Origin of the sequence: Methylobacterium sp. WL12, assembly GCF_008039475.1 — a bacterium.
Taxonomy (GTDB): domain Bacteria; phylum Pseudomonadota; class Alphaproteobacteria; order Rhizobiales; family Beijerinckiaceae; genus Methylobacterium; species Methylobacterium cerastii.
This window is the reverse complement of record NZ_VRUW01000008.1, coordinates 73,268-95,636: the sequence shown is the minus strand read 5'-3', so window position 1 is coordinate 95,636 and position 22,369 is coordinate 73,268. Positions and strand designations below refer to the sequence as shown.

The window sequence follows — 22,369 nt, the reverse complement described above, 5'->3', positions numbered from 1 at the left end:
ATTGGCGGGTGAAGGACCTCGGCGTCCGGTCGCGTTGCAGGCGGCTCTTCACCGACGACTTTGAGCGCGCGGGCGACTCAACGCCGGACGTAGTCCCAGACCTTCGAGATGACGACCGATCCTTCGCCCACGGACGAGGCGACGCGCTTGACCGAGCCGGCGCGGACGTCGCCCACCGCGAAGATGCCCGCGTGTGACGTGGCATACGGCGAGTTCGCGCCGACCGCCTCTCCGGTCAGCACGAAGCCGTGGTCGTCGAGGGCGATGAGGCCCGAGAGCCAGCGCGTGTTGGGCGCCGCCCCCACCATGACGAACACGGCGCAGGTCACGACCAGGCGCACCGTCCCGTCCGCCACGTTTCGGACGCTCACCGCGTCGAGCCGGTCGTCGCCGTGCAGGGCGCTGACTTCGGTGCCGTACTCGATCGTGATCGCCGGGTCCGCCTCCAGGCGGCTGGACAGGTATTGGGACATCGAGGCCGCCAGCGATTGCGCGCGCACCACGAGGCGGACGTGCCGGGCCGAGCGGCTGAGAAACATCGCCGCCTGTCCCGCGGAGTTGCCGCCGCCGATGACGACGGTCTCGGCGTTGCGGCAGTAGCGCGCCTCGATGTCGGTCGCCGCGTAGTAGACGCCCGCGCCCTCGAACGCTTCGAGCCGGTCGATCGGCAGGCGCCGGTACTGGACGCCGGTCGCGACGACGACGGCGTGCCCGCGGACGCGCTGCCCGTTCTCGAAAGTCGCGCAGAAATCGCCGTCTTCGAGCCGCTCGAGCTTGGCCACCCGTCGCGGCATCGCGAACCGCGTCCCGAACTTCATCGCCTGGACCTCGCCGCGCCAGACCAGGTCGGCGCCGGAGATCCCGGTCGGGAAGCCCATGTAGTTCTCGATGCGGCTCGACGTGCCGGCCTGGCCGCCGACCGCGACATCCTCGACCACCAGGGCGCGAAGCCCTTCCGCGCCCGCGTAGACGCCCGCCGCCACGCCGGCCGGGCCGCCGCCGACGACGATCACGTCGAAGGCCTCGTCGTCGATCAGGTCGTAGTTGAGGCCGAGCAGGTCGGCGATCTTGTCCGGCGTCGGCTCCGTCACGACCACGTCGCGCCCGAAGATCACCGCCGGCCGGTCCGCGCGCGTCGCGCAGCTTTCCGCGACGGCCTCGGCCTCCGGGCTACCGAGGGCGTAGGATCGGTAGGGGAGGCGGTTGCGGCTGGCGAACTCGGCGATCCGCCGAACCGCCCGGTCGTCGTCCTCGCCGATCAGCACCAGGGTGCCGTCATGGGTGTCGAGCTGCCGCCGCCGCCGCGCCGAGAGCACCGTGATGACGATGTCCGACATCTCGGGGATCTCGGACATCAGCCGCAGCATCTCCCGCCGCGGCACCTCGATCACGGTGGTGTCCTGGACCGCCCGCATCGGCATCGACCAGTTCCCGCCGTTCAGGAACGCGATCTCGCCCATAAACTGCGTCGGCCCGAGCGTGGAGGGCAGGTGCCGCGCACCGGTGAAGGGGTTCACCACTTCGATCTCGCCCGCCTCGACGTAGACGAAGCGGTCGGCCCGTTCGCCGGCGCGCACGAGGAAGGTGCCGGCCGGGTAACGCCGCTCGACGCCGGCAGCGTGGAGCGCGGCGATGTGCGACGCCGCGAGGGGGATGCGCTGCATCTCGCTCAGGTCCCGGCCGATCGTCTCCATGTCGTCAACTCCCGCGCGCCCTGGTGCGGCGCAGCATCGGTCACGCCGCCCCGCCGGACAAGGTGCCCGGCCGGCAAGATGCCCGAGCCCGCTCCAACCGCGATCCTGCGTGTCCGGTTCGGGCGTCTCAAGGATGGTCGGCGCTCGCCCACGGAGCCGTGGAGAGCACCTGGGCGAGGTAGGCGATCAGCACCGTCACGCGAGCGGGACGCAACTCGCCCGGCGGCATGACGAGGTGCAGGGCGATCGGCGGCAGGGCCCAATCGGGCAGCACGCGCTCCAGGGTGCCCGCCTTGAGGTCGTCCCAGATCATGAAGTCCGGCTGCACCGCCAGGCCGAGGCCGGCGCGCAGGGCCGGCGCCAGGGCCTCCGCGTTGTTGGCCCGCATCGGCCCCTTCGGCACGATCGACGCTTCGGTCCCCGTCGGGTCCGTGAACCGCCAGCGGTCGGAGGCCGGCAGGTAGGCGTAGCCGAGGCAGGCATGCCGGACGAGGTCGTCCGGGTGTTCGGGGCGGCCGTGCCGCTCCAGGTAGCCCGGCGTCGCCACGAGCGAGCGGCGGACGGCGCAGAGCTTGCGGGCGCGCAGCGAGGAATCCGGCAGCGCGGCGATGCGCAATCCGATGTCGAACCCGCCGCCGATCAGGTCGACCACCTCGTCGCTCAGGTGCAGGTCGATCGAGACGGCCGGGTACCGGGCGAGGAAGTCCGGGAGCCGCGGCGTGACGTGGAGCAGGCCGAACGACATCGGCACCGCGAGGCGAACCAGGCCCCGAGGCTCGGAGGCGCCGGCCAGGGCCTCCGCCTCGGCGGCCTCTCCCTCGGCGAGGATGCGCGCGGCGCCGTCCTTGGCCGCCCGTCCCGCCTCCGTCAGCGCGAGCTTGCGCGAGGTGCGATGGAACAGGCGGGCGCCGATGCGGGCCTCCAGCCGGCTCACCGCCTTCGACACCGTGGCGTTCGACAACCCGAGTTCGGAGGCGGCGCGGCCGAAGGAGCCGGCCTCCACGACCTTGGCGAAGATCGCCCAGGCCTCGAAATCGGGCAAGCGCATGCGGCAGGTTCCGGAAACGATGGGTTTCCATCGTTTCGCTTTCCGACCTGGCTGGCAAGCCGCATAACGCCAGAGTCGAAGGCGCCGGTCTTCGAACGATTGCGCGAAGGAGGGATCCATCATGAGCTGGCACGGTGCGGAAGACCCGATCCCCGGGGATCGTTTCACCTGCGACGCGATCAAGACGCTGATCGTCCCGCGCTCGCGCGACCTCGGTTCGTTCGCGGTGCGGCGGGCCTTGCCGTCGGCGGAGTGCCGGATGGTCGGCCCCTTCGTGTTCTTCGACCAGATGGGCCCGTCCGAATTCCTGCTCGGCAAGGGCATGGACGTGCGACCGCACCCGCATATCGGCCTGTCGACCGTCACCTATCTCTTCGACGGCGAGATCATGCACCGGGACAGTCTCGGCACCGAACTGCCGATCCGCCCTGGCGAGCTCAACTGGATGACGGCCGGCCGCGGGATCACCCATTCCGAGCGGACGGGGGCCGACCTGCGGCAATCCGGCTCGAACCTGTTCGGCATCCAGGCCTGGGTCGCCCTGAGCGCCAAGGACGAGGAATGCGCCCCCGCCTTCGAGCATTACGACGCCGCAGCCCTGCCGACGCTGACCGGCGAGGGCAAGACGGTCCGCGTCATCGCCGGCGAGGCGTTCGGGGCCGCGTCGCCGGTGCGGACCTCGAGCCCGATGGTCTACGCCGACGCAGCTTTGGAGGCCGGGGCGACGCTGCCGCTGGACCCGACCTACGACGAGCGGGCGATCTACACGGTGTCGGGCGTGATCGAGATCGCCGGCGACACCTTCGGTCCGGGCCAGCTCCTGGTCTTCCGACCAGGCGACCGGATCAGCGTCCGCGCGACGGAAGCCGCCCGCCTCATGGTGCTCGGCGGCGAGCCGATGGATGGGCCGCGCCATCTCTGGTGGAACTTCGTGTCCTCGCGGCCCGAGCGGATCGAGCAGGCCAAGGAAGACTGGCGCCGCGCGCGCTTCGACACCGTGCCTGGCGATTCCGAGTTCATCCCTCTGCCCGACTCCCCACCGCCGGTGCGCTATCCTTGACGACCCGCCAAGGGCGGCCGGCCGTTCGGGATCGGGGCCGGGGTGAGCGAGGGGCGTTGCGCGGGTCGCGTCCGTCGCCCGGCAACATTTCGGGTGCTGGTCGCCGGGCGACGCATGCAGGCTGATGCTCGAATGGGGCACCCGGCGCGAGCCGGACGCCCCGTTTCATGCCGGCGCCACCCTACCAGCGGTGGCGCCAGCCGACGTGGCGGTAGCCGCCGTGCCAGCCCCAGGGACGGTGCCAGCCGACGTGGCGGTAGCCACCCCAGCGGTGCCACCGCGGGCCGTACCAGCCGACGCGGCGGTAGCCGTAGACGACCGGGCGCACGACGATGGGCCGGTAGACGACGTTGGGACGGCAATACCCGTAATAACCGCGATGGCCTCCGGGTCCGCACCCGTCGCGCGCCTCGGCGGCGCCGGCTGTTGCTGCAATCGTACCGAGGGCAAGGACGGCTGCGCCAGCAAGTTTCAGTCGCATTGGCATCTCCTCTGCTGCGATGGCCTAAAAACAGCGATCCCTGCGGGGCGGTTTCCTTGGTTTTGCGCCGAATTTGTCGAAAATTGTAACAGGACCGCGCCCGCATCTTCGGCCGCCGGGGCCTCACCTTGCCGGATGCTTTGCGACGACGCTCCCGAGGCTTTGGCCTTCTGCGTCGGGCCGCTTGGCTGGCCGGCCCGAGCGGCCGCCCGCCGGGGAACGGACGCGGCGGCAGCTCAGGCCCACTGCCGCCGCCGTCCTCGATGGATCACCAGGCAGATCCTAGGCAGCCTCTTTCGCGAGCGCTGGCAGATCCGCCCCGGCCTCGATCTCGGCCGCCGAGGGCAGACGCCCGAGGCCGAGCAGGTGCAGGAACGCGGTGAAGGCGCCGTTGCGACCGATACTGCAGGCGGCGGTGACCCGGTCGCCGGTGACGTAATAGGCGATGAAATCGAGGGCGGCGGCGTCGCCCTGCAGGACGACCCGGTCGAACGCTTTGGCGTAGCCGCCGTAATCGAGTCGCTTGTCGCCCTGGTTGCTCCAGAAGAACGGAGCGCCCGCGAACGCGCCGCCCCGGCCGAGGATGGCGTGGGCCACGTGCGTGCCGTGCTGCTGCGCCAGGCGCCAATGCTCGATCCGCGCGGTCTCGCCGCTCGCCATCTCCGGGAAGGCGGCGATGTCGCCCGCGATCCAGACGCCGTCCGCGAGCTTGAGGTCGCCGCCGACCTTGAGCCCGCCGCCCTCTTCGGCCTCGATGCCGGCGACCATGTCGGTTTCCGGCTTGGCGCCGGCGCCGACGAGGACGATGTCGGCCAGAAGGCGCCGTCCGTCCTCCGTCTCGACCGCTTCGACGCGGCCGCTGCCGGCGATCCTGGCGACGGAGCCGGTCTCGAAGGTGACGCCGTTGCCGGCATGGTACCGCTTCAGCGCCGCGCCCACCGCCTCGCCGAAGCGCTCGGCGAAGGGAACCGCCTCGCGGGCTAGAACCGTGACGGACAACCCGCGCTTGGTAAGGAACGCGGCGGCCTCCATGCCGATGAAGCCGGCGCCGACCACGACGACCGTCTTGGCCGCGCCCGCCGCCTCGCTGACGCGCACCGCGTCGTCCAGGCTGCGCAGGGTGAAGACCCCGTCGAGGTCGTGGCCGGGGAAGTCCGGCATCACCGCCCGGCTTCCGGTGGCGACGAGGATCGCGTCGGCCGTGAGCGTCCGGCCGTCCTTGAGCGTCACGTCGCGCCGGGCGGGATCGACCTTGACGACCTCTTCGGTGACGCGCTCGACCTGATTGCTCTGCGTGAAGTCGGGCTCGATCAGCACCTTGTCCGGCGGGGTCGGCTTGGCCAGGAACTGCTTGGAAAGTTTGGTCCGGTCGTAGGGCTGGTGCGCCTCCCGGCCGACCAGGGTGATGCGGCCTGCATAGCCTTCGCGGCGCAGGGTCTTCACGCAGGCGATGGCTGCGGCGCCCGAGCCGACGACGAGCACGCTCTCCACGGTCGCGGCCACGCTCTTGCGCGGCGCCGGCTCCGGCGTGAGGGTGGCGACGGCCTCGCAACCCTCGATGCGGACGGGGTAGCGCGTCAGGGAATCGAGGGCGGGCGGCTCTTCGAGGGTGCCGTCGGCCAGCGCGAAGGCGGCCTTGTGCCAGGGGCAGTAGAGGCGCCCGCCGCAGATCTCGCCCTTGGCCAGCGGCGCACCGAGGTGGGGGCACTTGGCCTGGAACGCCCGCACGCCGGAGGCGTCGCGCACGAACAGCACCTTCTCGTCCCCGGCCGCCCCCTCCGTCATGCCCCCCATCGGGATCGCATCGAGGGCAAGGCGGATCTCGGTTCCGGGCATGTCTGGCGTCGCTCCTGGCGAGCGCCATCGCGCCCGGGCTATTCAAGTCGCCGAACCCGTTCCGGTTGCCTCTTGCCAGGTGGGGAGCACGGCGGACTTCCGGACCCATTCGAACACCGGCCTTCGTCGCCGGTTCGTGCCGCATCCGCACCGTCGTCGGGCTGCGATGTTCGCGCCCGGCGGCGATCTCCTTCGGGCCGGCCTCGACCATCACGGCGACACGACGCTCGGCGACGCGGGATGACCGCGCCGGCAAAAACCCCGTTCAGAACACCGCGCAGGGCTTCCCGCCGGGGAGCACGACCTCCTCGCGGCCGAGATAGGCCTTTCCGGTCCGCACCGGCCAGGTCTTGCGCACCACGAAGGTCCAGTTCTTGAGGACGGGGAAGACGCTGAACACGGCGGTGTAGGGCAGGCGCATCTCCGCTATCACCAGCCGGTCCCCGGGGCTCGCGGTGCCGGGCGGGGCTGGTCCGATCGTCGAGCCCGCCGACCGGGGCGGGTCGTTGCGCGCGACGCTGGAGCAGACCTTCGCCACGGGGGTCAGCCCGTCGAGGTAGACGCCCCCCGCGGTGAGCACGATCCCGGCGCGGGCGAGGTCGTAGGGGCTCGTGACCGCCTGGGCGGCGGCGTAGACCTCGGCGACGTCGGTCACGTCGTCCCGCGAGATCAGGTCGGCCATGGTCGTCGCCGCGAGCGAGGCCCGGCGGGCGGTGGTGAACGCCCGCGGCAGCTCGATCGAGGCCATGAACATCAGGAGCAGGATCGGGGCGACGAGGGCGAACTCGACGCCGCTGACGCCGCCGCGCGCGCGCAGGAACCGACGCAGACCGCCCCGGCAGGCCGTCATTGGCACGGCTTGGCGTCGTAGGCCTCCGCCCGGAAGATCACGGTCGAGACCAGGAGCTGGCGGTTGTCCGAGAGGCGGCGGCCGGTGAAGTCGAGGAACGAGAACAGCCGCAGGATCGGGACGGCCGCGCGGATCGCGATCACGTCGTCCCCGGCCGGGCACTGGAACTGGGTCCCGAAGCTCTGGGCCACGGTCTTGGTCTGCGTGTCGTAGGGCTCGGCCACCTGCGAGCCCTTGAAGCTCGCGGCGCGCGTCACGTCGAGGCGGACCTCGCGGCAGGCGAAGAACAGGCTGGAATTGCCGCACATCAGCTGCCGCAGGCGCTGGCTCGGATCGGACCCGTCGGCGCGGTCCTGGAACTCGCCGGTGCGAAGCAGGCGCGACGCCCGGTCGACCGAGACGTCGAGGGTCTGCTGCGCGAGCACGACCACGCCGGATTCGGCGACGACGCCGAGGAGGGCGAAGAACGGCAGCGCCAGCATCGCGAACTCGACGCCGGCGACGCCGCGCCGGTCGGCCAGCAACCGCGGGTGGCGTCCGCCCTTGCCGGATGCCGAACGAAGGCGCGCCGGCAGACCCGTCGCCCAGGCGACGATCGCGCCGGGGAGTCCGTTTCGGTCGTCCGGCAGCTCACGGCGTATCTGGATCGTCCGGCGCATCGATAGCCTGAAGGGGCACGGACCACCGATCGTCGGCACGGCCCAGCCCTGGGTGGACGGCAGTCTAGAGGCCGAGTGCTTTAAAATTTCTGTGATCGACCGGAAGAATCGACATCCGCCCGGTGCGCATCCGAGTAACGCCGGTTATACAACTCTGAGTTTTAGATACCACGCCGTCCTAGAGCGTCCGACGCCGGATCGCGCCAAAATCTCGCGCAAAAACTCTACCTGAGCGTGCAATTTTATAAGCTCGTCACCGCGTACGGCAACGCGATGCTGGTCTACGCCTCTCGAAACAACCGCTCGTTGTTTCCTGATCGCGGCATCCTTCGCGGTTCGGCGCGTCCTGTGCGGAATTCGGCCGGACGATCAGGGCCATTCATTAATCCGGTCTCTGTAGACCCGGGGTTCATGATGGGCCGAGGAGGCGGTCGGGATGGAAAGCGGGCGTCGAGCGGGGCAAGCGTCGAGCCACGGGTTCGGGTTCGTGGCATCCCGCATCCGGTCGTTCGGAGCCGACCGAAGCGGCGCCGTCGCCCTCATCTTCGGCCTGGTCGCGACGGTGCTGCTCGGCCTCGTCGGCGGCGGCGTCGACTATGCGCGCCTGGCCGCCCGGCGATCCCAGCTGCAGGCGGCCGCCGACGCCGGGGCGCTGGCCGGCGGCAACGCCCTCAAGCTCGCCCTGTCGAACACCGCCGCGGTGACCGGCATCACCGAGCAGACGGTCCGGTCCGAGGCGAAGTCGCCGTCCGACCGGCCTTTGACCGTCGCGGTCACCGTCGCGCCCGACAAGACCAACGTCACGGTGGCCGCCTCCGAGACCTACAAGCTGTCCTTCGGCAGCTTCGTCGGCCTGCCCGCCGCCAAGCTCGCGGTGAAGGCGCAGGCGAGCGTCGTCGGCCGGATGCGCCTATGCATGCTGGCGCTCGACTCCTACGCGGCCGGCGCGTTCAACCTGCAGAAGAGCGCGCAGGTCACCGCCACCGATTGCGCCCTCTACTCGAATTCCGCCTCGGGAACGGGAATGGTGGGCCAAGCGAACGCGATGGCCAAGGCGCAGACGATCTGCTCGGCCGGCGGCTATCTCGGGGTGCGCGCGAACTTCAGCCCGACGCCGCAGACCGGATGCCCGGTGATCGAGGACCCTCTGAAGGACCGCGCCGCGCCGCCGATCGAGCCCTGCATGACGCTGCCGTTTCCGCTGAACCTGCTCAACGTCCTCGCCATGAAGACGATCAAGCAGAATATGATGCTTGAGCCCGGCACCTATTGTGCCGGCCTGCACATCACCGACGACGCCGTCGTCACGCTGAAGCCGGGCGTCTACGTGATGAAGGACGGCCCGCTCATCGTCGACAAGAAGGCGACGCTGATCGGCGAGGACGTGGCGTTCTACTTCACCGGCAACAACGGCGGCCTGGTCTTCGACAAGAAGACCACCATCAGCCTCAAGGCGCCGGTCACCGGCGTCATGGCCGGCCTGCTGATGTCCGAGGACCGGGGCGTCCTGCTTCCCATCGACCCGACGGCCCTCGTCGACACGCTGCTCGGCGACCTCATCAGCCCGACGCCGCCGCCGCTCGCGATCACGAAGCCGGTGCGGATCTACCGCATCATCAGCGACAACGCCCGCACCATGCTCGGCACGATCTACCTGCCGGCCGGGCGCCTCGTGATCGATTCGTCGAAGCCGGTGGCCGACCAGTCGGCCTACACCGTGATCGTGGCCCAGCAGATCAACCTCTACGAGGGCCCGAACCTCGTCCTCAACGCGAACTACGCCGGAACGAGCGTGCCGGTGCCGAAAGGCGTCGGCCCGATCTCCGGCCGGCTGCTGCTGACGCAATGACGGCCCGTCGCCTTCATCGCAAACGGGAGGGAGCGCCATGCTCGCCTTGATCCTCGACGACGCGGAACTGAACAACCTGCTCGTGGTGCAGGCGCTCAAGCCCGTGCCCGATTGCGAGCCGGTGGAGTTCACCTGCCCGCTGGCGGCGCTCGAGTTCCTGCGCGCCAACGTCGCGCAGATCGGCATCGCCATCACCGACTATGACATGCCGGGGATGACCGGGATCGAGTTCATCGCGGCCGCGCGGGAGGTCGAGGGCTTCGCGCACGTGCCGGTCGTCATGGTGACGAGCATGGACCAGCGCGCGATCCGCCGGCAGGCGCTCGATGCGGGCGCCACCGACTTCCTCGGCAAGCCGTTCGACCCGGCCGAGATCCGGGCGCGCGTCACCAACCTGATGAAGATCAGCCACGCCTACCGCCAGGAGCAGGACCGCGGGGCGTGGCTCGCCCGCGAGGTCGCCGCCGCGGTGTCGGTGATCGAGGCCCGGGAGCGCGAGATCATCGACCTCCTGATGCGCGCGGCCGAGCACCGCGACACCGACACCGGCAACCACATCGCGCGGGTCTCGACCTATGTCGGCATCATCGCGCGAAACCTCGGGTTCGACGACGAGTACTGCCGCCTCCTGAGCCTCGCCTCGACCATGCACGACGTCGGCAAGATCGGCGTACCCGACGCGATCCTGCTCAAGCGCGGCGCGCTCTCTGTCGAGGAGCGCGGCGAGATGGAGAAGCACGCCGAGCGCGGCCGCCGCATCCTCGAGGGCAGCACCTCGAACGTGGTGCGGCTCGCCGCCGAGATCGCGGCGAGCCACCACGAGCGCTGGGACGGGACCGGCTACCCGGCGGGCCTCGCGGGCGAGGCGATCCCGCTCTCGGGCCGCATCGTCGCCGTGGCCGACGTGTTCGACGCGCTAGTCTCCGAGCGCCCGTACAAGGCGGCGTGGCCGCTGGAGAAGGCGCGAGCGCTCCTGTCCGAGAACGCGGGCTCTCATTTCGACCCGGCCTGCGTCGCGGCGTTCCTGGCCGGCTGGGCCGAGGTCGAACGGCAATGCCAGCTTTTGGCGGCGTGATCGGCGGCAAGATCGGCTTCAAGGTCGGCGGCGTCCGGTGAGGGCGGCGGACGACACGGTCGGAAGGGTACGGGGCGCGATGCGTTGGAAGGCACTCGATCCAAGGCGGTCCCTCGCGGGCCGGGTCGCCTGGGCGGTGATCGGCGCGGTCGCGGTGGCGCTGCTGGTCGCGACGACGCTCTCGGTCTGGCGCGAGGTCGACCGCTACGCCGCCGACAAGGGCGAGGCGCTGCGCACGGTGGCGCGCGTGCTGGCCCATAGCGGCGCCGGCGCCATCGCCGGCGACGACGCGGACGCCGCCGACACCACCCTTCGCGCGATCGCGCGCAACCCCTCGCTCGTCTACGCCGCCTTGCTGCGCGCCGACGGCAGCATCCTGGGCGAGCAGGGCATCGGGCTGCGGCTCGCCGACGACCTCGATCTCGACGCCACCGAGCGGCCCTCGCTCCTCGCCCTGATGCTGACGCGGACGCTGAAGGTCGGCGAGCCGGTCCTGGAGAACCAGCGCGCGATCGGCCGGGTCGTGGTCGTGGCCGAGACCGGCGACCTCGCCGAGCGCCTCGGCGACGTCGCCCTGAACGCGCTGCTTGCCGGCCTCGTCGCTGTGTTCGTCGGCCTGGCGGTCTCGCTCCGGCTGCAGCGCGCGGTGACGCGCCCGCTCACCGCGCTTGCGGGCACCATGGACGCCGTGCGCTCGCGCCACGACTACAGCCGGCGCGCCGACGTCACCACCGACGACGAGGTCGGCGCGCTGGCGCAGACCTTCAACGACCTGCTTGGCGCGGTGAACGTCCGCGACCGGCAGCTCGCCGCCTACAGCACCGGCCTGGAAGAGGAGGTCCGCGTCCGGACCCACGACCTCAGCGAGGCCCGCGAGCAGGCCGACGCCGCCAACGCCGCGAAGTCGACCTTCCTCGCCACCATGAGCCACGAGATCCGCACGCCGATGAACGGCATGCTGGTGATGGCGGAACTCCTGGCCGCCACCGACCTGCCGCCACGCCAGCGCCGCTACGCCGAGGTGATCGCGCGCTCCGGCCAGTCGCTGCTGGCGATCATCAACGACATCCTCGACTTCGCGAAGGTCGAGGCCGGCAAGCTCGAGCTGGAGCGCACCACGATCAGCCCGCGCGAGATCGCCGACACCGTCGTCACCCTGTTCGGCGAGCGCGCCCGCAACGGCGGCCTCGACCTGGCCGTGGAGGTCGGCGCGGACGTGCCGGCGGCGATGGTCGGCGACCCGGTCCGCCTCGGGCAGGTGGTGAGCAACTTCGTCTCGAACGCGCTGAAGTTCACGGAAGCCGGCCACGTCCTCGTCCGGATGGGCACCCGCGACGACGGCCGGATGCTGGAGATCGCCGTCACGGATACCGGCATCGGCATCCCGCAGGACAAGATCGCCGGCGTCTTCACCGCCTTCACCCAGGCCGACCAATCCACCACCCGCCGCTTCGGCGGCACCGGCCTCGGCCTCTCGATCGCCGAGCGTCTGATCGCGGCGATGGGCGGGACCGTCGGCCTGGAGAGCCGCGTCGGCGTGGGCTCGACCTTCTGGGCGCGGATTCCGATCGCGGCACCGGAGCCGGCCGAGGCGATCCGCCGGGCCGGCCATGCGCCGGCGGGCGTCGTCCTGGCCGGCCTCGGCGGTGCGACGCGCGTCGCGCTGGCGGCGGGCCTCGTCGAGGCGGACCTCGCACCCCTCGCCGACACCGCGGCGGATCGCGCACCCTGGATCCTCGATGCCGCCGAACTCCTCGTCCGCGGGCGCCGCCCGGACGCGGCCCTGCGGGTGGTCGCCGTGGCGCCGATGGGCGATCCGGCGGGCCAGCAGGCGCTCCGCGCCGGGCTCGCCGACGAGGTCTTGCGCTGGCCCGTGGTCCAGGCGGAGTGGCGGCCGGTGCTGGCGGCGCTTGCCGCCGACCGCCCGTTCGCCGCGAACACGCAGCGTTCCGCGTCGGCCGCAGACGCCCTGCCGCGCTTCCCCCACGCCCGCGTGCTCGTGGCCGACGACAGCGCCGTGAACCTGGAGGTCGCGGTCGAGGCCCTGGCGCGCTGCGGCGTGACCGACGTGATCACCGTCGGGGACGGGGCGCAGGCGGTGGCCGCGAGCGCCGCCGCCCGGTTCGACCTGATCCTGATGGACGGCAGCATGCCGGTCCTCGACGGGTTCGAGGCGACGCGCGCCATCCGCCGCCGCGAAGCCGAGGCCGGCGCCGCCCGCCTGCCGGTCGTCGCGATGACCGCGCACGTGATCGGCGACGGCGCCACGGCGTGGCAGGACGCGGACATGGACGGGACGCTGGCCAAACCCTTCACCCTGGCCCAGCTCGCGCAGGTGCTCGGCCGCTTCGTCGCCGCGGACGCGCCCGGCATGGACACGGGGACGGCGCCCGAAGCGTTCGACGACGCGGCGACGCCGACGGCCGGCCTGCCGACGCGCGACGACGCGCCAGCGCTTCCCGACGCACCGGCGCTCTTGGACCGCGAAACCCTCGAAGGCCTCGCCGAAATGGGCGACGGCGCCTTCCTGGCCCGGGTACTCGGCCTCTACACGGCGCAGGCACCGGTGGCGCTCGCCGCCTTGGAAGCCGCGATCCCGAACGGCGACGCGGCCGTCGTCGCCAGCGCCGCCCACGGGTTGAAGTCGATGAGTGCCAACGTCGGAGCGATCCGGCTGGTCGGACTGCTCGCCGCCGTCGAGGGGCGGGCACGTGGGGAGCGAGCGATCCCCGGCACGCGGCAGATCGCGCAAATCCGCGCCGTGTTCGAGGAGACGCTCCAGGCGCTCGCCGACGATGCGGTCCGGCGGGATCTGGCGGCTTAGGGTGGGAATCCGCTCAGCTTGGCCGTGGGATTGTCCGCTGAGGGCGGTGAGCGGACTTTGGCCTTTCGCCCTGAAGCGGACGTTCCCTTTCCGACCCAACCCCGTCGCATGAGGTTGCTTCAGACCTTCTCCTAACCGGTCATAAACAAGCGATTGAATTGCGAGCAGAGCCGCACCTACGTCAGTCACCCCGGAGAAGCGGCGGAACCTGCCAGAAGCCCGCCGTCGATGTTGAATTCCGTTCCGGTGACGTAAGTTGCTTCGTCTGATGCGAGCATAACAGCAATCGCAGCAACCTCGTTTGGCATCCCAAAGCGCTTTAAGGGCGTATCGGCGACAAGTGCCTGCATTCGAGCCTCTCGCTCCGGCCCGCTCCCCAGCATCGGTTCCCAGATCGGCGTGAGGATAGCAGCGGGGTGAATAGAATTGCTGCGGATTTTCCAGCCCTGCTGCGCACAGTAGAGCGCGACCGTTTTGCTATGGTTGCGGATCGCTGCTTTGGAAGAGGCGTATGCCGCCGCCAGAGGAATGCCTACCAACCCGGAGCGCGACGAAATATTAATGATTGAACCTGTGCCACTGACCTTCATCGCGCCGATCGCATAGCGGCATCCGAGAAAGGTGCCATCCAGATTGACACTATGCACCGCTTGCCAATCCGTCAGACTGGCATGCTCCGGATCGTGGGCGACCATTCCGTTTTCGAACCCCGTCACGCCTGCGTTGTTGACCATGACATCAACCACCGGAACGATACTGGCCAATCGCGCCCAATCGGCTTCCTTGCGCACATCCAGAGGCTCGAACTGGCATCCGATCTCGGTAGCCGTTGCCGCTCCTATCAGGTCGTCGATGTCTGTAACGATGACGAAAGCACCTTCACTATGGAAGTGCTCTGCGATGGCGCGGCCAATGCCACGCGCGGCGCCGGTGACGACGCACGTCTTGTTCTTCAAACGTTGCATGATGATCTCGAAATAGTGTCCAATCGGCGGATCACTTCGCTGGCGTATCACCTAGCGATTCAGCGGTGACGATTGATCATTTCGATAACTCCTAAGTAGACCTATATTCTACCTGATCTCTCTGATGGCCGCAAATTTCGAAGTCCGTCGTGCTTGAGAGGTGGCATCACCCATTGATGGCAGCTATCGGCAAGCCGTATCTCGAAAGCGGTCGGGCTGATTTCCACCCATGCTGGCCATAGGTTTCTGCTTCACCAAGTGCCCCGCAAGCGGACGCTCCCAGTTTCTGCAATGGGTCGCCGGCAGACAATGACACGGCCAAGCTGATCGGGTTTGTAACCGAGAGCATTTCCCGTCGAAGCGGTTGCCGGTTCGGCGAAAGACAATGGCGCACCGCAAAGAGAGTGAGCAGGATCAGCCGAACTGCTCGCGCAGGATGCGCTCGTCGAGGCTGTGGCCGGGGTCGTGCAGGAGCACGAGGTGGGTCTCGCGGTCGAGCCAGGTGTCCACCATCGACACCCGGCGGAACTCGGTGTGGTCGGCCACCGCCGCGACGGGCCGGTGCTCGGCGTCGAGCACCTCGATGCGGATGTGGGCGTGGTCCGGCAGCAGGGCGCCGCGCCAGCGCCGGGGCCGGAACGCCGAGATCGGGGTCAACGCCAGGAGCTTGGCGTTCAGCGGCAGGATCGGGCCGCCCACCGACAGGTTGTAGGCGGTGGAGCCCGCCGCCGTCGCGGCCAGCACCCCGTCGGCGATCAGCTCGGGCAGCCGCACCTGCCCGTCGACGGAGATCTTGAGCTTGGCAGTCTGGTGGGTCTGCCGCAGCAGGTAGACCTCGTTGATCGAGCGGGCGCGGTGGCTGCGCCCCTCGGTGTCGTGCGCCTCCATCAGCAGCGGGTGGACGACGCTGCGATGGGCCGCCTCCAGGCGCTCCAGCAGCGTGTCCTCGCGGAACTCGTTCATCAGGAAGCCGACGGTGCCGCGGTTCATGCCGTAGATCGGCTTCTTCGCGTCCATGAAGCGGTGAAGCACCTGCAGCATCAGGCCGTCGCCGCCCAGCGCCACCACCACGTCCGCTTCTTCCGGCGCGACGTGGTCGTAGCGCCGCATCAGGGCGGCGGCCGCCTCGCGGGCGTCGGGCGTCGGGCTCGCGACGAAGGCGACCTTGTGGAAGCGCGGCATGCGGGACCCGGGACCACCTCAGTTGACGCGGGGCCGGCGCCGGGCTCGATCGAGCGCCTGCCGCCTTCGCCGTCGGGAGAGCCATAGCATGGAGCGTCCGCTCCTCGTCTATACCACCTTCCCCGATGCCGAGACGGCGCTCGCGGTCGGCGAGACGCTGGTGCGCGACAGGCTCGCGGCTTGCGTCAACGTGCTGCCCGGGATGCGCTCGGTCTACGCCTGGAAGGGCGCGGTCGCGCACGCCGACGAGGTCGTCGCGGTCGTTAAGACGCGCACCGGCCTCTCGGAGACCTTGGCGGCGGCGCTGAAGGCGCGCCACCCTTACGAGACGCCGATCATCCTGCATCTGCCCGTCACGGACGCCGACCCGGACACGACGGCCTGGATACTCGCCGAGACCGATACCCAATCCGATTGATCCCTTCGGGATGGCGGATTTGGACTTCGCTCAGGCTCCGCCGGTCGGATAGCTGCGGCCCTTCCAGACGGCCGCGCCGGCGCGTTTGCGGCGCAGCAGCACGTTCCACTGGATCGCCAGCGCGACGACCACCGCCGCCGGGTGGAGCGGGATGGTGGCGGCCGGCTCGTCCGTCACCAGGGTGATGGCGGCACGGGTCGCGAGCGAGACGGCGAGCGCGGCGAGCGCCAGGAACCAGGTCGCGCCGGAGAGGCCCACCAGCAACCCGGCGAGCACGAGCAGGGCCGGCATCACGTGGCCGAGGCCCAGCAGCGCGGTCCAGACCGGCAGCGCCACCGGCGTCGCCATGCCCTCGTGGGCGTTCTTGGAGAAGCCGGCCCAGCACTGCGGAAAGCCGGTGTACATCCGGCAGTCGGCCAGCGCATGGCCCGCGACGAGGTCGGTGCGGTGGCCGGCGGCGCGCAGCAGGCGGGGCAGCTTCACCCCGTCGTGCAGGAAGCGGCGGATGGCGCCGTGGCCGCCGACGGCCGCGTAGGCGTCGCGCCCGATCAGCAGCATCTGCCCGCAGGCCGCGCCCAAAGCCGGCCGCATCGAGGCGCGCATCATCGCCACCGGAAGGTAGCCGACGAGCAGGAAGTTGATCATCGGCACGGTGAATTTCTCGCCCAGCGTCCCCATGACCTGCCGCGGCACGGCGCTGACGAGCCCCGATCCGCTGCGGCGGGCGTGGGCGACGAGGCCCGCCGCCGCGATCGGCTTCAGCCGCACGTCGGCGTCGACGAACAGCAGGTGCACGCCGCGCGCTTCGCCGGCCAGGTGCGCGCAGGCGTGGTTCTTGCCGGTCCAGCCCTCGGGCAGGGGCGGCACCGGCACGAGGCGCAGGCGCGGCTCGGCCAATGCGAGGCCGGCGACGATCGCGGCGGTGGCGTCGGTCGAGTGGTCGTCGCCGACCAACACCTCGATCGCGACGCCGACGCTGGCGAGCGCCGCGCGCACGGTCTCGGCGATGTGGCCGGCCTCGTTGCGCGCCGGGATCAGGATCGAGACGAGGCCCGCCTCGCCGGGCTCGGGCTCGGGCTCCGGCGTGCGCAGCAGCGTCAGGTTCATCGCCGCAAGCACCGCCGGGAGGAGGGCGGCCGCCAGCGCCAGGATCGCGAGGACGAGGAGCAGAGGGTCGGCCATCAGCGACGCGCGTCCTCGGGGGGGGGCTGAGATTGCGACGGCAAGTGAGAGTGCAACTGCGATTGAGACTGCATATGCGGTTGGATTTGCGACCGAAGCTGCGACTCGGGGTTGCCGCCCGCCGCCCGGTGACCGGGCTCGAAGCGTCGCCCGCGCAGGGTCGCCGCCAGCCGGCGCCAGCCGTCGTACAGGCCGCCGACGCCCTGGCGTCCCGAGACGAGGTCGCGGAACCGTGTCGGGTCGCGGGCGACCACGTCGGCGCTCAGGCGGTCGAGGATTGCGGTGAGGTCGGCTTCCAGCCGTGCCAGGCGCTCGCCCCGCGGCAGGGCGGCCAGGACACGGCCCGAGACCGGCGCGCCGAAGGCCGCGCAGGCCTCCGCGCCGCTCTCGTCCCAGAACGCGTATTCGAGGGCCAGTGGCACGAACTGCGCGTCCGGCGCGATCTCGGCCAGCCGGGCGACGCCCGCGCGCAGGTCGAGGGGCCGCGCGCGCACGTCGGCGAAGCGCCCCTGGGCGGTGATCCAGAGGACACTCGCCGGCCGGGCCAGGATCTCGCGCGAGGCGGCCATGAACTGCGCCGCGCCCCGGGGCGTGTCGAGGTCGACGCCGAAGGCGCCCATGCGGCGGAAGACGCCGTAGCGTTCCAGCATCCGCGCGTCGAAGGGCGCATAGCTCGACCGCTCGGGGAAGAGCCGCCCGGCGAGCAGGATGATCACCGCCGCGTCCCACCAGGCCGGATGGTTGCAGTAGACCACCACCGGCCCCGGGCCGAGGTCCGGCGGCAGGCCCCAGCGCGCAAGGCGCAGGGCGTTCATCCGCCGCCGGAGGAAGCGGTCGAAGTAGGCGACCATGAACCGCCACACCACCGGCGAGGCCGGCGGCGGCGCCCGGAACCGGCGGCTGCGATCGGGCGCGTCGGCCATGCGCTCAGGCCCCGACCGGAGCGCCGAGTGCCGTCCCGCCGGTCACGCGGATTCGCTGAGCTGCCCGCGGGCGTCGGCATCGTGCGCGTCGGCGGCGATCCAGCCCGACATCATCACCATCGGCATGCCGGGGCCGGGGTGGGCTGCGCCGCCGGCGAGGTAGAGGTTGCGCACCTGCCGCGAGCGGTTGCCGGGCTTGAACGCGCCCATCACCTTGCCGTGGGAGGCCAGCCCGTAGATCGCGCCGTTGAGCACGTGGTAGCGCTCGTGGATATCCTGCGGCGTGAGATGGCGCTCGACGACGATGCGCTCCTCGAGGTCAGGCATGCCGGCGGTGCGCTTGAGCTTGTCCAGGATCACCTGCCGGTAGGCCGGGAACATCGTCTTCCAGTCGTGGTGTGGGCGCATGTACGGCGTGTGCACCAGCACGTAGAGCGCCTCGCCGCCGTCGGGTGCCACCGACGGGTCGGTGGAGGAGGGCGCCGCCAGGTAGGCGGTCGGGTCCGGGGCCGGCTCGCCCTTGCGGTAGATCCAGTCGAACTCCTCCTCCGGGTCCTTGGAGAAGATGAAATCGTGGTGGTTCAGGTGCTCGTAGCGCTTGTTCAGACCGAGATAGAGCACGACGCCGGAGCAGGCCGGCTCGGGGTTCTTCTTGGCGTAAGCCTTGCCGGCGTCGCCGCCGACCAGCTCCGTGTAGGTTCGCACCGAATCCATGTTGGAGATCACCGCATCGTAGGCGGTGGAACCGGACTTGGTCCGCACGCCCTTCACGGCGCCGGCCGACACGTCGAGGCCCAGGACTTCCTCACCCGGCTTCAGCGTCGCGCCGAGTTCGGTGGCGAGCTTGGCCAGCGCCTCGGCGACGGCGCGGGTGCCGCCCATCGGGTACCAGACCCCTTCCGCCGTCTGCATGTGGGCGATGGCGCAGAGGACCGCCGGCGCGCCGTAGGGCGAGGAGCCGACATACTGCACGAAGTGGTCGAGCATCTGAGCCAGGCGGGCGTCCTTGACCTTGCCGCGGATCGTGCTCGCCACCGAGGCGTGCATACGCAGCGCGAGCACGTCGCGCAGCGTGCCGGGGTTGAGATTGGCGCGGATGTTGATGGTGTCGAACAGGTCCTCGACCGGCTTCCAGAAGAAGAACTTCTCCGAGATGCCGTGCAGGTTCTCGGAGACGTCGAGGAACTTCCGGTAGCCCTCGCCCGCACCGCTGCCGGGGGCGAAGCGATCCATGTCGGCGGCCATGCGGGCGACGTCCTGCATCAGGTCGATGCGGGTGCCGTCGTCGAAGAAGCAGCGCCATTGCGGGTCGAGCCGGCGCAGGTCGAGATAGTCGTGCAGGTTGCGGCCGGCCTCGGCGAAGATGCGCTCCAGCACGCGGGGCACGGTGAGGATCGTCGGCCCCATGTCGAACCGGAAGCCGCCCTCGTGCAGCACCGCCGCCTTGCCGCCGAGCCAGTCGTTCTTGTCGTAGACCGTGACCCGGTGTCCGCGCGCCGCGCTCACGCAGGCGGCTGCGAGGCCGCCGAGCCCGCTGCCGACGACGGCGACCGTGGAATCCTGGCTCATGACGATCGATACTCCCGGCACGCCCGCGACGACGGCGTCCGCTTGATAGAAGCTAGGCAGAACGGACCGGCGGTCAACGCGCCACCGGGTCGCGCCGGACGGTCCGTCATGCTGTCCGCCGCGAAACGAGAAGGAGCGCGGCGCCAAGCCCCGCGAAGCCGATCGCGAACAGCACGCCCCAGGCCGCCAGCGCCGCGCCGGCGCCGTCGCCCAACGCACCCTGGTAGGCCTCGATCGCCCAGGCGTTCGGGGTGAACCAGCCCGCCTGCTGCAGCCAGGGCGGCATCAGGAAGCGCGGCACCATGCTGCCGCCCACCGCCGAGAGCAGCAGCACGCCGAAGGTCGAGGCGAGGTGGGCCTGCTGGCGGGTCGCGGCGGCGGCGCAGGCGGCGAGCGCCAGCCCGGCCGCCATCGCCGAGACCAGGACGCAGGTGACGAGGAAGGCCGGCCAGTGCGGCCCGATCTCGACGCCGTAGAACAGGGCCGCGGCCGCGAAGATCAGCCCGGCCTGGGCGACGCCCTGGAGGGTGAGGAACGCGAACTTGCCGAGCACGATCACCGCGAGCCCGCCCGGACCGGCCATCAGCCGGTCGGCGAGGCCGGTGGCGCGCTCCTCGGTGAGCGACATCGCCCCCTGCATCGCGGCGAACAGCAGGAACACCGCGGTGATCGCGCCGGCATAGTAGCGCACCCGCTCGTTGGCGGCGCCGGCCGCGGTGCTGCGCCGCTCCACCAGGGAGGCGAAACTGAACGGTTCCTTCTTGGCGCGCTGCTCGGCGAAGGCCTGGTCGAGGAAGGCGCGCTCGTCGGCGCCGATCTTGCCGCTGCGCTCGACGTCGGCGACGACCCGCGACAGCACCACGTCGGGCAGCGCCTCGTTCAGCACGCGCTGGAGCTGGCCCAGCGCGATCGGGGTCGCCAGCGCCTTGGCCGGGCTCTCGACCAGCACCACCGGCTGCTCCGCCGCCGCTCCGGCGGCCGGCGCGGACAGGTCGCCGCGGATCGCCAGCGCCACGTCGACCTCGCCGCGGCGCACCGCCGCGACGACGCCCGGCAGGTCCCGCTCGGGCAGGCGGGTGACGCGGAGCGACGGGTCGGCCTCCAGGGCCTTCATCAGCCGCTCGGTGGTGGCGGTGCCGGCGAGGTCGGCCAGCCCGAGATGGATGCGGATGCGGTCTCCGATCGCGCCCGAGAAGATCGCCGCGAAGATCACGAAGATCACGGTCGGCAGCACGAAGGCCATCGTCAGGGCGGCGCGGTCGCGGATCAGGCTGATCCACATCACGCGGAAGGCGGCGCCGATCATCGGCCAGCCCCGGCCGCGCGCAGGGCCGCGGGGTCGCCGGCCAGCGCGTCGAGATAGAGCGCCTCGAGGCCGGGCGCCCGCACGCGGACCTCGCAGGCCGGCACCGCCTGCGCGCGCAGCGCGTCGAGCAGGTCCGCGCCGTCGAGGACGCGGCCGACGCCGGGGGCGGCGCGCCAGACCAGCGGGCTGTGCGAGGGCGCGAACCCGGCATGCCGCAGGGCCTGGTCGGCCGCCGGCCCGGCGGGGAGGGTCAGGGCGACCTCGCGCTCGGGGACGCCTTGGCGAAGCTCGGCCAGCATGTCGGCGAGCGTGCCTTCGCGAACGATGCGGCCGGCGGCCATGAAGGCGGCGCGGTCGGCCAGGCGCTCGGCCTCGGCGAAGTCGTGGGTGGCGATCAGGATCGCGGTGCCCTCCTGGCGCAGGCGGCCGAGCACGGCGTGGATCGCGGCCCGCGCCGTCAGGTCCACGCCTTGCGTCGGCTCGTCGAGGAGCACCAGGCCCGGCTTGCACATCAGGCTCGCGGCGATGTTCACCCGGCGCTGGTAGCCGCCGGACAGCAGCCCGACCGGGCGTCCCGCCGCCTCGGCGACGTCGGTGAGCGCCATGGCCTCGGCCACGGCCCCCGCCCGCTCACGCCGGCCGAGGCCGACGAGCTGGGCGAACACGCCGAGGTTCTCGGCGACGGTGAGGCGGGGATAGAGCGCGATCTCCTGCGGCACCCAGCCGATTCCGCGCCGCGCGGCGCGGACCCGGAACGGATCCTGCCCGCCGACCCGGACCGTCCCGGCCTGCGGCGCGAGGCGCCCGGCGATCAGGCGCATCAGCGAGGTCTTGCCGGCGCCGTTCGGCCCGAGCAGCGCCAGGATCTCGCCCGCGTCGAGGACGAGATCGACGGCGTCGAGCACGCGGCGGTCGCGATAGGCGAGGGCGGCGCCCGCGACGCGGACGAGAGGCTCCGTCACGGCGCGCCTCAGCGTCGGGGCAGGGCGCGGGCGAGGCGGACCCGCAGGGCGGACCCGGGCTCGCGCAGGTCGAAGGCGGCCTCGGCGAAGGTCGGGCGGGCCTTGAGCCCGGCGCCGCCGGAGAAGCCGTAGGGTTCCGTGGGCAGGCCGAGGCCGGTCCGGTCGAGCCGGCGGTTGCCGTTCACGTCCTCGAACGCGGCGACCGCGTAGCGGCCGGCCGTCACGTCGCGGAACACCACGGTGACCGCGCCGCCGCGCGCAGTGGTCTCCTGCCCGGCGCTGCACGCCTCCTCCGACAGCCCGCCCTGGCACAGGGCGACGGAGACCGAGGCGCCCGGGTCGGCGCCCTCCACCACGACCTCGACGGTAGCCGCCGCCGCCGGCAAGGCGAACAGAACCGCGAAAAGGGCCGCCGCCATCCGACCGAGCGCCCAGGCGGATGGGGGAGTCGAGAGCGACGTGCGGAGGGTGCGGCGCCCGCCCAAC

The 22,369-nt window shown here is 71.2% G+C and carries 19 protein-coding genes; 5 read left to right on the top strand and 14 right to left on the bottom strand.

All coding sequences use genetic code 11. The annotated features are described in order from the left end of the window. Window positions 1-77 precede the first annotated feature (77 nt). Window positions 78-1,694: a cyclic nucleotide-binding domain-containing thioredoxin-disulfide reductase gene (locus tag FV226_RS05530; RefSeq protein ID WP_147762096.1), complete on the bottom strand. Its 1,617-nt coding sequence runs from the start codon at window positions 1,692-1,694 to the stop codon at window positions 78-80. 127 nt (window positions 1,695-1,821) lie between these two features. After that, window positions 1,822-2,742, bottom strand: coding sequence for a LysR family transcriptional regulator (locus FV226_RS05525; RefSeq protein WP_147762095.1), 921 nt, complete (start codon window positions 2,740-2,742; stop codon window positions 1,822-1,824). A 121-nt stretch (window positions 2,743-2,863) separates the two neighbouring features. On the opposite strand from FV226_RS05525, the gene FV226_RS05520 reads away from it, so the two are divergent. Continuing rightward, window positions 2,864-3,802 (top strand): pirin family protein, encoded by a 939-nt coding sequence (locus FV226_RS05520; RefSeq protein WP_147762094.1) that lies wholly within the window; start codon window positions 2,864-2,866, stop codon window positions 3,800-3,802. 181 nt (window positions 3,803-3,983) lie between these two features. On the opposite strand, the gene FV226_RS05515 is transcribed toward FV226_RS05520, so the two are convergent. The 4 genes from FV226_RS05515 to FV226_RS05500 all read right to left on the bottom strand — a co-directional run bounded on the left by FV226_RS05515 (window position 3,984) and on the right by FV226_RS05500 (window position 7,628). Beyond that, on the bottom strand, window positions 3,984-4,283 hold the full coding sequence (locus tag FV226_RS05515) for a hypothetical protein (RefSeq protein WP_147762093.1): 300 nt from the start codon (window positions 4,281-4,283) through the stop codon (window positions 3,984-3,986). Between the two features lie 282 nt (window positions 4,284-4,565). Then, complete coding sequence (locus tag FV226_RS05510; protein WP_147762092.1) at window positions 4,566-6,119, bottom strand: FAD-dependent oxidoreductase; 1,554 nt, start codon at window positions 6,117-6,119, stop codon at window positions 4,566-4,568. Between the two features lie 265 nt (window positions 6,120-6,384). After that, window positions 6,385-6,969 carry a TadE/TadG family type IV pilus assembly protein gene (locus FV226_RS05505; RefSeq protein WP_147762122.1) on the bottom strand — a complete coding sequence of 195 codons (585 nt, stop codon included), beginning with the start codon at window positions 6,967-6,969 and terminating at the stop codon, window positions 6,385-6,387. Next, window positions 6,966-7,628, bottom strand: coding sequence for a TadE/TadG family type IV pilus assembly protein (locus tag FV226_RS05500; protein WP_238272218.1), 663 nt, complete (start codon window positions 7,626-7,628; stop codon window positions 6,966-6,968). The genes FV226_RS05505 and FV226_RS05500 overlap by 4 nt, the downstream gene beginning before the upstream one ends. Before the next feature lie 487 nt (window positions 7,629-8,115). Between FV226_RS05500 and FV226_RS05495 the strand changes: the two genes are divergently transcribed. From FV226_RS05495 to FV226_RS05485, 3 genes are all read left to right on the top strand, one after another. Beyond that, window positions 8,116-9,477 (top strand): pilus assembly protein TadG-related protein, encoded by a 1,362-nt coding sequence (locus tag FV226_RS05495; protein WP_246691501.1) that lies wholly within the window; start codon window positions 8,116-8,118, stop codon window positions 9,475-9,477. A 37-nt stretch (window positions 9,478-9,514) separates the two neighbouring features. Beyond that, complete coding sequence (locus tag FV226_RS05490; protein ID WP_147762090.1) at window positions 9,515-10,552, top strand: HD domain-containing phosphohydrolase; 1,038 nt, start codon at window positions 9,515-9,517, stop codon at window positions 10,550-10,552. Window positions 10,553-10,631: 79 nt separating this feature from the next. Further along, window positions 10,632-13,376: an ATP-binding protein gene (locus FV226_RS05485; RefSeq protein ID WP_147762089.1), complete on the top strand. Its 2,745-nt coding sequence runs from the start codon at window positions 10,632-10,634 to the stop codon at window positions 13,374-13,376. A 185-nt stretch (window positions 13,377-13,561) separates the two neighbouring features. Here FV226_RS05485 and FV226_RS05480 read toward each other — a convergent pair whose 3' ends face one another. Both FV226_RS05480 and FV226_RS05475 read right to left on the bottom strand, forming a co-directional pair. After that, window positions 13,562-14,341, bottom strand: coding sequence for an SDR family oxidoreductase (locus FV226_RS05480; protein ID WP_147762088.1), 780 nt, complete (start codon window positions 14,339-14,341; stop codon window positions 13,562-13,564). Window positions 14,342-14,755: 414 nt separating this feature from the next. Further along, window positions 14,756-15,523, bottom strand: a complete 768-nt coding sequence (locus tag FV226_RS05475) for an NAD kinase (RefSeq protein ID WP_147762087.1) — start codon at window positions 15,521-15,523, stop codon at window positions 14,756-14,758. 88 nt (window positions 15,524-15,611) lie between these two features. Here FV226_RS05475 and cutA point away from each other — a divergent pair, with 88 nt between their 5' ends. Beyond that, entirely contained in the window at window positions 15,612-15,941 is a 330-nt protein-coding gene (gene cutA, locus FV226_RS05470; protein ID WP_147762086.1) for a divalent-cation tolerance protein CutA, read from the top strand. Window positions 15,942-15,971: 30 nt separating this feature from the next. On the opposite strand, the gene FV226_RS05465 is transcribed toward cutA, so the two are convergent. From FV226_RS05465 to FV226_RS05440, 6 genes are all read right to left on the bottom strand, one after another. Continuing rightward, window positions 15,972-17,123, bottom strand: coding sequence for a glycosyltransferase family A protein (locus FV226_RS05465; protein ID WP_147762085.1), 1,152 nt, complete (start codon window positions 17,121-17,123; stop codon window positions 15,972-15,974). Further along, window positions 17,123-17,974, bottom strand: a complete 852-nt coding sequence (locus FV226_RS05460) for a lysophospholipid acyltransferase family protein (RefSeq protein WP_246691505.1) — start codon at window positions 17,972-17,974, stop codon at window positions 17,123-17,125. The genes FV226_RS05465 and FV226_RS05460 overlap by 1 nt, the downstream gene beginning before the upstream one ends. 114 nt (window positions 17,975-18,088) lie before the next feature. Beyond that, a complete protein-coding gene (gene crtI / locus FV226_RS05455) occupies window positions 18,089-19,615 on the bottom strand; it encodes a phytoene desaturase family protein (RefSeq protein WP_147762084.1) in 1,527 nt (508 codons plus the stop codon). Window positions 19,616-19,721: 106 nt separating this feature from the next. After that, complete coding sequence (locus tag FV226_RS05450) at window positions 19,722-20,921, bottom strand: ABC transporter permease (protein ID WP_147762083.1); 1,200 nt, start codon at window positions 20,919-20,921, stop codon at window positions 19,722-19,724. Further along, window positions 20,918-21,883: an ABC transporter ATP-binding protein gene (locus FV226_RS05445; RefSeq protein ID WP_147762082.1), complete on the bottom strand. Its 966-nt coding sequence runs from the start codon at window positions 21,881-21,883 to the stop codon at window positions 20,918-20,920. The genes FV226_RS05450 and FV226_RS05445 overlap by 4 nt, the downstream gene beginning before the upstream one ends. A gap of 8 nt (window positions 21,884-21,891) precedes the next feature. After that, on the bottom strand, window positions 21,892-22,302 hold the full coding sequence (locus FV226_RS05440) for a DUF2141 domain-containing protein (RefSeq protein WP_147762081.1): 411 nt from the start codon (window positions 22,300-22,302) through the stop codon (window positions 21,892-21,894). Window positions 22,303-22,369: the final 67 nt, after the last annotated feature.

Excerpts from the sequence above, each read along its gene's own strand:
- FV226_RS05505 (WP_147762122.1), bottom strand. The coding sequence starts at position 6,969 with ATGACGGCCTGCCGGGGCGGTCTGCGTCGGTTCCTGCGCGCGCGCGGC.
- FV226_RS05515 (WP_147762093.1), bottom strand. The coding sequence starts at position 4,283 with ATGCGACTGAAACTTGCTGGCGCAGCCGTCCTTGCCCTCGGTACGATT.
- crtI (WP_147762084.1), bottom strand. The coding sequence starts at position 19,615 with ATGAGCCAGGATTCCACGGTCGCCGTCGTCGGCAGCGGGCTCGGCGGC.
- FV226_RS05460 (WP_246691505.1), bottom strand. The coding sequence starts at position 17,974 with ATGGTCGCCTACTTCGACCGCTTCCTCCGGCGGCGGATGAACGCCCTG.
- FV226_RS05480 (WP_147762088.1), bottom strand. The coding sequence starts at position 14,341 with ATGCAACGTTTGAAGAACAAGACGTGCGTCGTCACCGGCGCCGCGCGT.
- FV226_RS05465 (WP_147762085.1), bottom strand. The coding sequence starts at position 17,123 with ATGGCCGACCCTCTGCTCCTCGTCCTCGCGATCCTGGCGCTGGCGGCC.
- FV226_RS05525 (WP_147762095.1), bottom strand. The coding sequence starts at position 2,742 with ATGCGCTTGCCCGATTTCGAGGCCTGGGCGATCTTCGCCAAGGTCGTG.
- FV226_RS05520 (WP_147762094.1), top strand. The coding sequence starts at position 2,864 with ATGAGCTGGCACGGTGCGGAAGACCCGATCCCCGGGGATCGTTTCACC.
- FV226_RS05490 (WP_147762090.1), top strand. The coding sequence starts at position 9,515 with ATGCTCGCCTTGATCCTCGACGACGCGGAACTGAACAACCTGCTCGTG.
- FV226_RS05500 (WP_238272218.1), bottom strand. The coding sequence starts at position 7,628 with ATGCGCCGGACGATCCAGATACGCCGTGAGCTGCCGGACGACCGAAAC.
- FV226_RS05485 (WP_147762089.1), top strand. The coding sequence starts at position 10,632 with ATGCGTTGGAAGGCACTCGATCCAAGGCGGTCCCTCGCGGGCCGGGTC.
- cutA (WP_147762086.1), top strand. The coding sequence starts at position 15,612 with ATGGAGCGTCCGCTCCTCGTCTATACCACCTTCCCCGATGCCGAGACG.
- FV226_RS05440 (WP_147762081.1), bottom strand. The coding sequence starts at position 22,302 with ATGGCGGCGGCCCTTTTCGCGGTTCTGTTCGCCTTGCCGGCGGCGGCG.
- FV226_RS05510 (WP_147762092.1), bottom strand. The coding sequence starts at position 6,119 with ATGCCCGGAACCGAGATCCGCCTTGCCCTCGATGCGATCCCGATGGGG.
- FV226_RS05450 (WP_147762083.1), bottom strand. The coding sequence starts at position 20,921 with ATGATCGGCGCCGCCTTCCGCGTGATGTGGATCAGCCTGATCCGCGAC.
- FV226_RS05475 (WP_147762087.1), bottom strand. The coding sequence starts at position 15,523 with ATGCCGCGCTTCCACAAGGTCGCCTTCGTCGCGAGCCCGACGCCCGAC.
- FV226_RS05530 (WP_147762096.1), bottom strand. The coding sequence starts at position 1,694 with ATGGAGACGATCGGCCGGGACCTGAGCGAGATGCAGCGCATCCCCCTC.